Annotated in this window: 12 protein-coding genes and 1 tRNA gene; 8 read left to right on the forward strand and 5 right to left on the reverse strand. The window is 66.9% G+C overall.

Annotated elements, in window-relative coordinates:
* The first annotated feature begins 8 nt into the window (after window positions 1-8).
* The 7 genes from fdxH (at window position 9) to CFB50_RS23405 (ending at window position 6,567) form a co-directional block, all read left to right on the forward strand.
* Window positions 9-923: a formate dehydrogenase subunit beta gene (gene fdxH / locus CFB50_RS23375; RefSeq protein ID WP_089447409.1), complete on the forward strand. Its 915-nt coding sequence runs from the start codon at window positions 9-11 to the stop codon at window positions 921-923.
* Entirely contained in the window at window positions 920-1,546 is a 627-nt protein-coding gene (locus CFB50_RS23380; RefSeq protein WP_089447410.1) for a formate dehydrogenase subunit gamma, read from the forward strand. Before fdxH ends, CFB50_RS23380 begins: the two co-directional genes overlap by 4 nt.
* A gap of 109 nt (window positions 1,547-1,655) precedes the next feature.
* Window positions 1,656-2,591: a formate dehydrogenase accessory protein FdhE gene (gene fdhE, locus CFB50_RS23385; protein WP_179254217.1), complete on the forward strand. Its 936-nt coding sequence runs from the start codon at window positions 1,656-1,658 to the stop codon at window positions 2,589-2,591.
* A gap of 73 nt (window positions 2,592-2,664) precedes the next feature.
* Entirely contained in the window at window positions 2,665-4,104 is a 1,440-nt protein-coding gene (gene selA / locus CFB50_RS23390; RefSeq protein WP_089447412.1) for an L-seryl-tRNA(Sec) selenium transferase, read from the forward strand.
* A complete protein-coding gene (gene selB, locus CFB50_RS23395; RefSeq protein ID WP_089447413.1) occupies window positions 4,101-6,026 on the forward strand; it encodes a selenocysteine-specific translation elongation factor in 1,926 nt (641 codons plus the stop codon). The genes selA and selB overlap by 4 nt, the downstream gene beginning before the upstream one ends.
* A gap of 32 nt (window positions 6,027-6,058) precedes the next feature.
* Window positions 6,059-6,154: transfer RNA gene (locus CFB50_RS23400), tRNA-Sec, on the forward strand.
* 200 nt (window positions 6,155-6,354) lie between these two features.
* Window positions 6,355-6,567 (forward strand): hypothetical protein, encoded by a 213-nt coding sequence (locus CFB50_RS23405; protein ID WP_083266065.1) that lies wholly within the window; start codon window positions 6,355-6,357, stop codon window positions 6,565-6,567.
* A gap of 79 nt (window positions 6,568-6,646) precedes the next feature.
* Here the strand turns inward: CFB50_RS23405 and CFB50_RS23410 are convergent, their stop codons facing one another.
* The 3 genes from CFB50_RS23410 to CFB50_RS23420 all read right to left on the reverse strand — a co-directional run bounded on the left by CFB50_RS23410 (window position 6,647) and on the right by CFB50_RS23420 (window position 8,569).
* Window positions 6,647-7,072 carry an NUDIX hydrolase gene (locus tag CFB50_RS23410; RefSeq protein WP_089447414.1) on the reverse strand — a complete coding sequence of 142 codons (426 nt, stop codon included), beginning with the start codon at window positions 7,070-7,072 and terminating at the stop codon, window positions 6,647-6,649.
* Window positions 7,073-7,283: 211 nt separating this feature from the next.
* Complete coding sequence (locus CFB50_RS23415; RefSeq protein ID WP_089447415.1) at window positions 7,284-7,691, reverse strand: VOC family protein; 408 nt, start codon at window positions 7,689-7,691, stop codon at window positions 7,284-7,286.
* Window positions 7,692-7,849: 158 nt separating this feature from the next.
* Window positions 7,850-8,569: an SDR family oxidoreductase gene (locus CFB50_RS23420; protein WP_089447416.1), complete on the reverse strand. Its 720-nt coding sequence runs from the start codon at window positions 8,567-8,569 to the stop codon at window positions 7,850-7,852.
* A gap of 86 nt (window positions 8,570-8,655) precedes the next feature.
* On the opposite strand from CFB50_RS23420, the gene CFB50_RS23425 reads away from it, so the two are divergent.
* Window positions 8,656-9,585 carry a LysR family transcriptional regulator gene (locus CFB50_RS23425; RefSeq protein WP_256979217.1) on the forward strand — a complete coding sequence of 310 codons (930 nt, stop codon included), beginning with the start codon at window positions 8,656-8,658 and terminating at the stop codon, window positions 9,583-9,585.
* Window positions 9,586-9,717: 132 nt separating this feature from the next.
* On the opposite strand, the gene CFB50_RS23430 is transcribed toward CFB50_RS23425, so the two are convergent.
* Window positions 9,718-11,106 (reverse strand): nucleobase:cation symporter-2 family protein, encoded by a 1,389-nt coding sequence (locus tag CFB50_RS23430; protein ID WP_069251178.1) that lies wholly within the window; start codon window positions 11,104-11,106, stop codon window positions 9,718-9,720.
* Window positions 11,107-11,242: 136 nt separating this feature from the next.
* Window positions 11,243-12,199: a LysR family transcriptional regulator gene (locus tag CFB50_RS23435; protein WP_089447417.1), complete on the reverse strand. Its 957-nt coding sequence runs from the start codon at window positions 12,197-12,199 to the stop codon at window positions 11,243-11,245.
* Between the last annotated feature and the right edge of the window lie 47 nt (window positions 12,200-12,246).

A 12,246-nucleotide genomic window follows, 5' to 3' on the forward strand; every position in this document is an offset into this window, starting at 1 on the left:
GGAAAGAGATGGCATTGCAATCGCTGGATATCAAGCGCGTCTCGGCCACCACGACGCCACCGCCCACGGTGCGCGAACCGGTGACCGGGAGCGTCGCGAAGCTGATCGACGTATCGAAGTGCATCGGCTGCAAGGCATGCCAGACGGCGTGCATGGAGTGGAACGACCTGCGTGACGAGGTCGGCACCAACGTCGGCGTGTACGACAACCCGGCCGACCTGACCGAGCATTCGTGGACGGTCATGCGATTCTCCGAATACGAGAACCCGGCCGGTGACCTCGAGTGGCTGATCCGCAAGGACGGCTGCATGCACTGCGAGGATCCGGGCTGCCTGAAGGCGTGTCCGTCGCCGGGCGCGATCGTGCAGTACAACAACGGGATCGTCGATTTCCACGAGGAGAACTGCATCGGTTGCGGCTATTGCGTGACCGGCTGCCCGTTCAACGTGCCGCGGATCTCAAAGAAGGATCATCGCGCGTACAAGTGCACGCTCTGTTCCGACCGCGTCGCGGTCGGCCAGGAACCGGCCTGCGTGAAGACCTGCCCGACGGGCGCGATCGTGTTCGGCACCAAGGAGGACATGAAGCAGCACGCGGCCGAGCGGATCGAGGACCTGAAGGAGCGCGGCTTCGAGCATGCGGGGCTGTACGACCCGCAGGGCGTCGGCGGCACGCACGTGATGTACGTGCTGCACCACGCGGACAAACCGTCGCTGTACCACGGGCTGCCCGACAACCCGTCGATCAGCCCGATGGTGAAGCTGTGGAAGGGCATCGCGAAGCCGCTCGCGGTGGCCGGCCTCGCGCTGACCGCGCTCGCCGGGTTCTTCCACTACGTCCGCGTCGGTCCGAACGAGGTGAGCGACGAAGAGGAACAAGCCGCGCGCGACGAAGCGCGACGCATCAAGGAGGACGTGAAATGAACCACGACGACCCTAACCTGATCGTCCGCTACACGCCGAACGAGCGCACGAACCACTGGATCACCGCGATCACGTTCGTGCTGCTCGCGCTGTCCGGGCTCGCGCTGTTCCATCCGTCGATGTTCTGGCTGACCGCGCTGTTCGGCGGCGGCCAGTGGACGCGGATCCTGCATCCGTTCGTCGGCCTCGTGATGTTCGTGTCGTTCGCGATCCTGGTGGTGCGCTTCTGGCACCACAACGCGCTCGACACGGACGATCGGCAGTGGCTCAAGCAGATCGGCGACGTGCTGACCAACCAGGAAGACAAGCTGCCGCCCGTCGGGCGCTATAACGCCGGGCAGAAGCTGCTATTCTTTACGTTGGTCGCGTGCCTGCTGCTGCTCCTGCTGTCGGGAGTCGTGATCTGGCGGCGTTACTTCTCGTTCTACTTCCCGATCGGGGTGATCCGCGCGGCCGCTGTCGTGCATGCCGTGGCGGCCTTCGTGCTGATCGCGAGCATCATCGTGCACATTTACGCGGCGTTGTGGGTGAAGGGCTCGATCGGCGCGATGGTGCGCGGCACCGTCACGCTGGGCTGGGCTCGCAAGCATCACCCGAAGTGGTTCCGTGAAAGCGTGAAGTGACGCACCGGAGCGGGGCGGCTCGCCGATCGCGGCGGGCCGTTCCGCTCCTTCGCCGGAACTGCCCGAAAGCGCCGATGCGTCGGCGCTTGTTTTTTTGGAAGATATATTTGTGACACAACGCATTCTCGAACCGACCGAGATCTCGGCACTCGATCATTCGGCCATCCCGCGCTTTCGCCTGCCGGAGCGCGCCACCGCGTTCTCGGCGCGCGCCGCGCGGCTGCGCAAGCTGGCCGACCTGAACCCGATCAGCGGCTACCTGCGGCTGATGGCCACCGTCGCCGATGCGCAGCACGCGACGCTGCAAACGCTCGAACTGCCGCTGCCGTCGAAGGAAGCGATCGCGCGTGCGCAGGAGCACTCGATGCCGCTCGTGCCGGCGCTCGACGGCGAGCGCGATCCGCGCTGGCGCGCCGTGTTGTACGAACTGCTCGACCGCGTCGAAGGCGCCGGGCTCGTCAACCCGCAGCTCGCGAAGCTGCTCGACCGGCTGCGCCTGATGGCGCCCGCCGAACTCGACGCGCAAGCCGACGCGATCCTCGCGCTGCGTTTCGCCGAAGTCGACCCGGCTACCGCGCCGTTCCTGATGGCCGCGCTGCAGGTCGTCTGGACGGACCTCGCCAGCCGCGTGGCGCCGGCCGACGTCCCGTATCTCGACCAGCCGGGGCTGTGCCCCGTGTGCGGCACGCATCCGGTCGCGAGCGTCGTGCGGGTCGGCGGCCAGTACCAGGGCTACCGTTTCCTGCAATGCGGGCTGTGCACGACCGAGTGGCACATGGTGCGCACGAAGTGCTCGCACTGCGATTCGACGAAAGGCATCGCGTATCACGGGATCGAGGGCGGCAGCGAAGCCGTCAAGGCCGAATCGTGCGACGAGTGCAAGACCTATCGCAAGATCGGCTATCAGGACAAGGACTACGAGTTCGAGCCGCTGGCGGACGATCTCGCGAGTCTCACGCTCGACCTGCTGATGAACGAAGCCGGCTACCAGCGCAGTTCACCGAACCCGCTGCTGTGGCCGGATGTTTCGCGGGACGCGAATTGACGGCACGGGCCGGGGCGGTGCGCGAGCACCGGCGCCGGCCCGCTGCGAAGCATGAGACTGGAGCCACCACTACGTGACCGAACCGGGTGTGAATGAACTGAATGCGGTGCTGGCGCGCGTGCCGTCCGTCGAGCGCGTGCTGTCGTCGGCGCCGCTGCAACCGCTCATCGCGGACTTTGGCCGCACGCGCGTGCTGAACGCCGTGCGTGCCGAGCTCGAACGCTGGCGTACCGCCGCGCAACACGATCCGGCAGCGGCCGAGCCGCTCGACGAGCCGCGCATCGCCGCGGCCGTCGCGCGCACGCTGGCCGCGCAGAGCGCGGGCGCGGTGCGCGCCGTGTTCAACCTGACCGGCACCGTGCTGCACACGAACCTCGGGCGCGCACTGTTGCCCGACGACGCGGTGCGCGCGGTGGTCGACGTGCTGACGCGGCCGGTCAACCTTGAATTCGACCTCGCCACGGGCCGCCGCGGCGATCGCGACGACCTGATCGACGATCTGCTGTGCGAACTGACGGGCGCGGAAGCCGCGACCGTCGTCAACAACAACGCGGCTGCCGTGCTGCTGGCGCTGTCGGCGCTGGCGACGAAGCGGGAAGTCGTCGTGTCGCGCGGCGAGCTGGTCGAGATCGGCGGTGCATTCCGCATTCCCGACATCATGAGCCGCGCGGGCGCGAAGCTGCGCGAGGTCGGCACCACCAACCGCACCCATCTGCGCGACTACGCGGAGGCGATCGGCCCGCGCACCGCGCTGCTGATGAAGGTGCACTGCAGCAACTACGCGATCAGCGGCTTCACGAAGGAGGCGACGCTCGCCGAACTCGCGCCGCTCGCGCGCGAGCACGGGCTGCCGGTGGCCGTCGATCTTGGCAGCGGCACGCTCGCCGACCTGTCGCAATGGGGCCTGCCGCACGAGACGACCGTGCAGGAAACCGTCGCCGCCGGCGCAAACGTTGTCACGTTCAGCGGCGACAAGCTGCTAGGCGGGCCGCAGGCCGGCCTGATCGTCGGCGATCGCGCGCTGATCGCGAAGATCAAGAAACATCCGCTCAAGCGCGCGCTGCGCGTCGGCAAGCTGACGCTCGCGGCGCTCGAACCGGTGCTGCGCCTCTACCAGTCGCCCGAATTCCTGCGCGACCGGCTCACGACGCTGCGGCTGCTGACGCGCCCGCAGCGCGAGATCGCCGAGGCCGCCGAACGCGTGCGTCCGGTGCTGCAGGCCGCGCTCGGCAGCGGTTTCGGCGTGACGGTCGAGCCGATGTTCAGCCAGATCGGCAGCGGCGCGCTGCCGGTCGACCAGTTGCCGAGCGCAGGGCTCGTCGTACGCACGGCGGACGGCAAGCGCGGCGGCCGTGCACTGGCGCAGCTCGAGAAACGGCTGCGCGAATGGCCGCGCCCGGTGATCGGTCGCGTCGCCGACAATGCACTGCGGCTCGACCTGCGCTGCCTCGAAGCCGCCGACGAGGCGGTGTTCGTTGCGCAATGCGTGCCGCTCGCGGGGCCTGCTGCATGATCGTCGGTACCGCGGGACACATCGACCACGGCAAGACGACGCTGGCGCGTGCGCTGACGGGCGTCGACACCGATCGCCTGAAGGAAGAGAAGGCGCGCGGCATCTCGATCGAGCTCGGTTACGCGTATACGCCGCTCGACAACGGCGACGTGCTCGGCCTGATCGACGTGCCGGGCCATGAGAAGCTGATCCATACGATGGCGGCCGGCGCATGCGGGATCGACTTCGCGCTGCTCGTGATTGCCGCCGACGACGGCGTGATGCCGCAGACGCGCGAGCATCTCGCGATCCTGCAGCTGCTCGGCGTCACGCATGGCGCCGTCGCGCTGACGAAGTGCGATCGCGTCGAGGCCGCGCGCGTGGCCGAAGTACGCGACGAGATCGCCACGTGGCTGAACGACTCGACGCTGGCCGGCGTGCCGATTTTCGAAACGCGTGCGACGGCGGCGGACGATCCCGGCGTCGCCGCGTTGAAACGTTATCTGGCGGACGCGGCGATCGCGTGGCGCGCCCGCCGCGATGACGGGCTGTTCCGGCTCGCGGTCGATCGCGTGTTCACGCTCGCGGGGCAGGGCACCGTCGTGACGGGCACCGCGTTCTCGGGCCGCGTCGCGACCGGCGACACGCTCGCGATCGTGCGCACGGGCGGCGCGGCGCGCGTGCGCAGCATCCATGCGCAGAACCGGCCGGTCGAGGCCGGCCGCGCGGGCGAGCGTTGCGCGCTGAATCTGGCCGCGGTCGACAAGGCGGATGTCGAGCGAGGCGACACCGTCGCCGATGCGCGGCTCGTCGCGACGTCGCCGCGTCTCGACGTCGAGCTGACGCTGCTCGCGGACGCGGGGCTCACACTGACGCACTGGGCGCCGCTGCACGTGCATCTCGGCACGCTGCATCGCGTTGCGCATGTCGCGCTGCTCGACGGCGATACGCTCGCGGCCGGCCAGCGGATGCGCGTGCAACTGGTATTCGACGAGCCGGTGTTTGCGCTGCCGGGCGACCGGTTCATCGTCCGCAATCCGCAGGCGACGCGCACGGTCGGCGGCGGCCGCGTGCTCGATCCGTTCGGGCCGGCGCGCAAGCGTCGTACGCCTGCGCGCCGCGCATGGCTCGACGCGCTGGCCGAATGGCTCGACGAAGCGCGTCTCGATGCGTTGCTCGCGCAGGCGCCGCTCGGCATCCCGCGCGCGATGCTCACGCATCTGACGGGTTTCGCGCCGAATGCGCTGGCGTTGCCGGAAGACGCGCTGGCAATCGGGCAGCGCGACGCCGCGTCGAACGACGGCGCGGTGATTGCCCAGGCGCACTGGCGCGCGCTGCAGACGCGGGCGATCGATACGCTGCGCGCGTATCACGAGCGTATGCCCGACGAGCAGGGGCTCGACGCCGCGCGGTTGCGGCGGATGTCAGCGCCGCTCGCCGGCGATGCGCTGTGGCGCGCGCTCGTCGATGCGCTGGTGGCCGGCGGCGAAGTCGCGCGAAGCGGGCCGTGGCTGCACTTGCCGTCGCATTCGGTGAGCCTCGCGCCGCGCGAGGAGGCGCTGGCGCAGCAACTGCTGCCGCTGATTCATGCGGGGCGCTTCGATCCGCCCTGGGTGCGCGACCTGGCCCGCGACACGGGCGCGGCCGAGGACGCGGTGCGCGCCTTGCTGCGCAAGCTCGCGCGGCGTGGCGATGTGCACCAGGTCGTGCGCGACCTGTTCTATCACGCGGACGTGGTGCGCGAGCTGGCGGAACTGGTCGCGCATCTTGCGCCGTCGCCCGCCGGCGGGCTCGATGCCGCGACGTTCCGCGATGCGACGGGGCTCGGTCGCAAGCGCGCGATCCAGATTCTCGAGTTCTTCGACCGGGTTGGGTATACTCGCTTCCACCGCGATCTTCACTTCCTGCGGCCTGACAGCGGTTGGGCGGGTATTCAGGCGTAGGCGCTCGTTGTTCTTTTGGTTCTTTTCCCCACGGAAGGCATTCGTATCCGGTGGTACGGCTGGACTTCAAATCCAGTTGGGGGTGTCAGACACTCCCGGGTAGGTTCGACTCCTGCTGCCTTCCGCCACCCCATTTCATCTTTTCGACCCGGCGCGCTTCAATCGAGTGGCAATTGCACGACAGCGCCAGCGGTTGCAATCGCCAAAACTTGATCGGGAAAAGCACTAAAAGTTTGCGACTTTTTTCCGGGCTATAGTCGAATCACTGAAGGTAGACGCGGCGTCCCTTGCCGATACCGTTCAGGTAATGACTGTAGACGGGTGCTGCTTGAAAAATAAAATCGACAAGACCGCCGGACCGATCTGGGGCGTGGCTGCAGGATTGCTTCTTGCTGCCGCAGGATTGAGTCTCGGCATTTTCCCGAGATCCCTGCAAAGCTCGGGAAGTGCGAACGACTTCATGGCGTCCGGCGCCGCGATGCTTGGCATCTTCCTCATCGTCTATTCCACACGCGAACTACGCAGAAAGCGCGCGCTCTGAGCGCTCGCGCGTCGCGGATCCACGAAGAAGAACGACTTGAGCCGGCCGCCGGCTCGTGAATACGCTCATCCGTCGCGCGCTACGCCTTGCTGATTTCGTGTTGGTAAACGAGTTCGACGATCCGCTTCGTCGGAATGCTGGCGCGCAACCCGTCGACGTTGTCGATCGGAAACCACTTGCATTTCTCGATCTCGTTGTTCGCTTGCGGCGTCTGGTCCGGGCCGACTTCCGCGAAGAACACGTGATGGATCTTGGCGAGGCCGGTGAACTGCATCGAGTAGACGAGATGCTGGCCGGTCATGCCGGTTTCTTCGGATAACTCGCGATGCGCGGCTTCGAGCGGCGATTCCCCACGCTTGATCGTGCCGCCGGGAAGGGCCCAGCGCGACGCCGCGCGGGCGACGAGCAGGACTTGTTCGCCGCGGTAGCAGACGATGGTCGCGCGTTCCTTGACCGGGACGGCGCTTGCTTCGGGGGCGTTAGTGGGGGCGGGGGCTTGAGGCATGAAGCAATTCTAACCATCGCGGATCGATCGGCAAAGCGGGTCTGACGTGGTTTGACGATCGATCGTCACCGTCGCGTGTCCGGCCACGCCGGCGCGGCGTTCCGCAGGTTCGAATCCGTGCCCGGCCGGCGCCCGGTCGTCCGCGCCCAGGGGGCTGGGCGTCGGCATGAAGTGCGCCATGGGCTCGCCCTTGGCTTCGAATCGGGCGACGTTATCCCTCGATGCGGGACATGTCGACGAACATCACTTCCCAGATATGTCCGTCGGGGTCTTCGAAGCTGCGACCGTACATGAAGCCGAGATCCTGCCGGGCGTTGACGTCTGCCTTGCCGCCATGCGCGCCCGCAATATCGGTCAGCTTGTCCACGCTCTCGCGATCGTCGGCGCTTAGCGCGAGCATGACCTCGCTTTCGCGCCGGGAATCGACGATCGGCTTCTTCGTGAAGCGCGCCCATTTTTCATGCGTCATGAGCATGACGAAGAGCGTGTCCGACAACACCATGCAGGAACTCGAGTCGTCACTGAACTGCGGATTCATGCTGGCGCCGAGCGCGGTGTAGAACGCCGTCGCCTTTGGCAGATCCCGAACCGGCAGGTTGATGAACAGTTGCCTGGACATAGGCGGTTTTCTCCTTCGGGTTGTGGTCGAAACAACGAATCACGTGCCCGAGTTGCGGTCGCGAGGGAGGTTGCAATCCGGATGTCGTTCAATAAGCTCGTACGGCGGGGTGCCTTTCATGACGTCGCGGCACCGGCGGCTGCACCCGCTTCTCCCGATCACAGGAGATGCAGGCCGCCGTCGCACTCGATGACGCTGCCCGTGGTGTAGCCATTTCCGATCAGGAAGGCGATGGCCTGCGCGACATCGTCGGGCTCGCCGATGCGTCCCACGGGCAATGCGCTTGCATGCTGCTCGAAGAACGCTTGCCGGGCGCCGTCGGGTAGGCCGTTCCACCACGGCGTCTTCACCACGCCGGGCGAGACCGCGTTGACCCGGGTCGGCGCCAGTTCGCGGGCCAGTACCGGCACCATCGCCTCGATGGCGGCATTGATCGCGGCCAGGCCGCTGGTGCCCGGGTTGGCGACGCGCGCGGAAATGGCGGTGACGAAGGTGATGCTGCCCCCGCTGCGCAAGGTCGGCAGGGCAGCCTGGGCCGCCTGCACATGCGGCCAGAATTTCGCGTCGAAGCCGCGCCGCAGCATACCAAGATCGAGTTCCCTGAAAGGGCCGGCCCCGTCGCCGCCACTCATTGCGATCACCAGGTGGTCGATGCTCCCGGCGCTCGCGAAGAAACGTTCCAACTGCTCGCGCCGTGCCCCGTCAAACGCTTCGATACGCACTGATCCGTCGATCGATGCCGTCGCGGCCTGCAACTTGTCCGCATCGCGTCCCGTGGCGATCACGTCGTAGCCGGCGCCGGCCAGTCGCGCGACGGTTGCGAGGCCGATGCCGGACGAGCCGCCCAGTACCGCCACCTTGCCCGTGTCGTTGTTCATTGCCTTCCCCGATGTTTGCGCTACGGTTGTTGCAGCGCCCGGCGATAGCATGCATGCTTGACGGACTATCACTCCAATTGTTTGCGATGATGACTTCCATCATTGAGAATGATCTTCGTCGATTCGATCTCAATCTGCTGCTCGTCTTCCATGCACTCATGCAGGAGCGCCATGTCACGCGTGCGGCGGAGCGGTTGTTTCTCGGTCAGCCCGCCGTGAGCGGGGCGCTGAAACGACTACGGGCGGCGTTTGGCGACGAGTTGTTCGTGCGCGGCCGGTCGGGCATGGAGCCGACCCCACGTGCGCTGGAGCTTTCCCGGCAGATCGACGCGCTGCTGATCGGTCTTCACGAGACCATGCGGGCCGGGCAGCCGTTCGATGCCCGAAACGCCAACCGGACCTTCCGCATCGGTGTTTCAGAAGCGATAGCGGTCACGTTGTTTCCCGCCTTGTTGAAAATGCTTGCCGCCGAGGCGCCGGGCGTGAAGCTCATCTCCCTGGACACCGACTGCCACCGCGTCTCCAGCATGTTTGAACGAAACGAGATCGAGATTGCGTTGGGGGTGTTCAACGAGTGCGCGCCATGGCAACAGCAGCGCGTCTTGCTGGACTGGCGCTTTGTCTGCCTCTACAACCCGAAGCTGATCCGGCCGCGAGGCGAATCGTTGAGCTTGCGCGAGTTTCTGGCATATCCGCATGCGCTGACTTCGTTCCAGGGCGAACTGCGTGGATTCATCGACGAGCGGCTGGAGTCGCTGGGCAAGCAACGGCGCGTGATATTTTCCAATCCTCACTTTGCTACCCAGCCTTTCATTGCGCGCGACAATCCGGTGCTGGTGACGGTGCCCGACTATATCGCCCGGATCTGGAGCCGTAGCCTGGGCTTGCGCATCAGTCCATTGCCGTTCGATACACCGATGCATCAGGTCAGTGCGTTGTGGAAGACCGCGCATCAGGGTGACAGCGGCCTGCGCTGGCTCATCGGATTGACGGAGCAGGCGGCCCGCATGAACTGAGTGATTGGCGCCCGCGTTGCGCGCCGATCCGGGGCAAGGCGGGCGGGATTCACGCGTCCGCCATGAAAAAAGCCGCGCATCCCGATGCACCGGGAACGCGGCTTGAGGCGGAGCCGGTAAGGCGTCGCGCCGTTACTTCTTTTCCGGCAGGAACCAGTTCATCACGAGCGCACAGATCCCGCCCGTTGCCACGCCCGATTCCAGCACGTTCTTCAGCGCGTGCGGCAGGCTGTTGAGGATGTCCGGCACTTGCGACACGCCGAGGCCGAGCGCGAGCGACACCGCGATGATCAGCAGTGCGCGACGATCGAGATGAACGCCCGCGAGGATGTTGATGCCCGATGCGGCCACCGCGCCGAACATCACCATCGCCGCGCCGCCGAGCACGGGCTCCGGCACGGCCTGCAGCACGCCGGCGACGACCGGGAACAGGCCGAGCACCACGAGCATCCCCGCGATCCAGATGCCGACGTAGCGGCTGGCGACGCCGGTGATCTGGATCACGCCGTTGTTCTGCGCGAACACCGAGCTCGGGAACGTGTTGAACACGCCGGCCAGCAGCGAGTTCGCGCCGTTCACGAGCACGCCGCCCTTGATCCGTTGCATCCACACCGGGCCTTCGACCGGCTCGTTCGAGATCTTGCTGGTGGCCGTGACGTCGCCGATCGCTTCGAGCGACGTGACGAGGTAGATGATCAGCATCGGCACGAACAGCGACCACGAGAAGCCGATGCCGAAGTGCAGTGGCGTCGGGACCTGGAACAGCGCGGCCTGGTGCATGCCGGTGAAATCGAGGCGGCCGAGGAACGCGGCCGCGAGATAGCCGATCACGAGCGCGATGACGAGCGCGGTGCTGCGCACCCACACGATCGGCACGCGGTTCAGCAGGATGATCGTGCCGAGCACGAGGCCGGACAATGTCAGGTTCTCCGCGCTCGCGAAGGTGCCCTTGGCCATCGCGCCAAAGCCGCCGCCCATGCTGATCAGGCCGACCTTGATCAGCGTGAGGCCGATCAGCAGCACGACGATGCCGGTGACGAGCGGCGTGATCAGGCGCTTCACGAACGGCAGGATGCGCGACACGCCCATCTCGACGAACGACCCGGCAATCACGACGCCGAAGATCGCGGCCATCACGGTCTCGACCGGCGTGCCTTGCTTGACCATCAGGCTGCCGCCGGCGATCAGCGGGCCGACGAAGTTGAAGCTCGTGCCCTGGACGATCAGCAGGCCGGCGCCGAGCGGGCCGAAGCGCTTGCACTGGACGAAGGTGGCGATGCCGGAAATCACCAGCGACATCGACACGATCAGGGTCGTATCGCGGCTGGACACGCCAAGCGCCTGGCAGATCAGCAGGCCGGGCGTGACGATCGGCACGATGATCGCCAGCAGGTGCTGCAGCGCGGCGACGAAGGCGACCATCGGCGCCGGCCGGTCGTTCGGGCCGTAGACGAGGTCGCGGGCCGAATCTGCGGCGTCGGCGCCGTGGGCGGCGGGTTGGGCGGGGGAGGCGGGTTGCATGGCGAGCGGGCCGGACAAGGTGGAAAGTGCGGCATTTTAGCCGAACGGCCCGCCGGCGCCGCTGCAATAGCGGGGATTCGGCCGATCGGAAAAACGGTGGCGGATCGGTGTCCGGGCCGGCCGCGGCGACCGGCGGTCAGCGGGGCTGCCGCGACGCGGGCGCGGTCGGGATGGCCGTCGGGGCAGGGGTCGCATGGAACCCGGGCAGTTCGGGAATCCGCCGCGCCATGAACTGCAGGAACGTGCGGGTCCGGAGCGGCAGATACCGGCGCGACGCATAGACGAGGTGCAGCGCATGTGGCGGCACCATGTCCCACTTCGGCAGCAACCGGACGAGCTGCCCGCTGTCGATCAGGTCCTGAACGAGCCACGCGGGCCCGCTGCCCACCGCGTTTCCGGCAAGAAAGCATTCCCGCAGCGCCATCGAGCTGTTCACGCGATACCGGCCGTGCACCGGCACGACGACCTGCGCGTCGCCGCGCGCGAAGGCCAGTTCGTTGCCGATGTCCGCGCGCGCGTAGCCGACATATTCGTGCTTCGCGAGGTCGTCCGGCCGGCGGAGCTTCGGTGCCTGCGCCACATACGCCGGCGTGGCGACCAGCAGGCGCGGCGACGACGCGATGTGGCGCGCCACGGCATCCGGCGGCAGCAGCTGGCCGAGGCGAATGGCGACATCGACGCCTTCTTCGACCAGGTCGATCACGCGGTCGGTCAATTGGAGCTCGACCTCGATCTCCGGCCACGCGGCGAGGAATTCGAGCACGAGCGCGTTCAGCCTCAGCTCGCCCAGCCCCAGCGGCGCATTGACGACCAGCTTGCCGACCGGCCGCACCGTTTGCCCACGCACCTCGGCCACCGCGCTCGCGTATTCGTCGATCACGCGCTTGCAGCGATCGTAGAACCGGCGGCCTTCGTCGGTGGGCGCGAGGCTCGTGGTCGAGCGTTCGAGCAGGCGAACGCCCAGTTCCTTCTCGAACGCGGCGACGATCTTGCTGATCGTCGGCTGGCCGGTGCCTTCCTCGCGCGCGACCGCCGAGAAATTGCCGAGCTCGATGGCGCGGACGAACACGCGCATGGATCGCAGCGAATCCATCTTATTCCTTTATGGCATGAACCTTATTCAAGTCTCCCACGTTCCTG

This window comes from Burkholderia sp. AU33423 (genome assembly GCF_002223135.1).
In the GTDB taxonomy this organism is placed as follows: domain Bacteria; phylum Pseudomonadota; class Gammaproteobacteria; order Burkholderiales; family Burkholderiaceae; genus Burkholderia; species Burkholderia lata_D.

Bases quoted from the DNA above. Each gene is read 5' to 3' on its own strand.
- fdxH (WP_089447409.1), top strand. From the start codon at position 9: ATGGCATTGCAATCGCTGGATATCAAGCGCGTCTCGGCCACCACGACG.
- CFB50_RS23380 (WP_089447410.1), top strand. From the start codon at position 920: ATGAACCACGACGACCCTAACCTGATCGTCCGCTACACGCCGAACGAG.
- selB (WP_089447413.1), top strand. From the start codon at position 4,101: ATGATCGTCGGTACCGCGGGACACATCGACCACGGCAAGACGACGCTG.
- CFB50_RS23410 (WP_089447414.1), bottom strand. From the start codon at position 7,072: ATGCCTCAAGCCCCCGCCCCCACTAACGCCCCCGAAGCAAGCGCCGTC.
- CFB50_RS23415 (WP_089447415.1), bottom strand. From the start codon at position 7,691: ATGTCCAGGCAACTGTTCATCAACCTGCCGGTTCGGGATCTGCCAAAG.
- CFB50_RS23420 (WP_089447416.1), bottom strand. From the start codon at position 8,569: ATGAACAACGACACGGGCAAGGTGGCGGTACTGGGCGGCTCGTCCGGC.
- CFB50_RS23425 (WP_256979217.1), top strand. From the start codon at position 8,656: ATGATGACTTCCATCATTGAGAATGATCTTCGTCGATTCGATCTCAAT.
- CFB50_RS23430 (WP_069251178.1), bottom strand. From the start codon at position 11,106: ATGCAACCCGCCTCCCCCGCCCAACCCGCCGCCCACGGCGCCGACGCC.
- CFB50_RS23435 (WP_089447417.1), bottom strand. From the start codon at position 12,199: ATGGATTCGCTGCGATCCATGCGCGTGTTCGTCCGCGCCATCGAGCTC.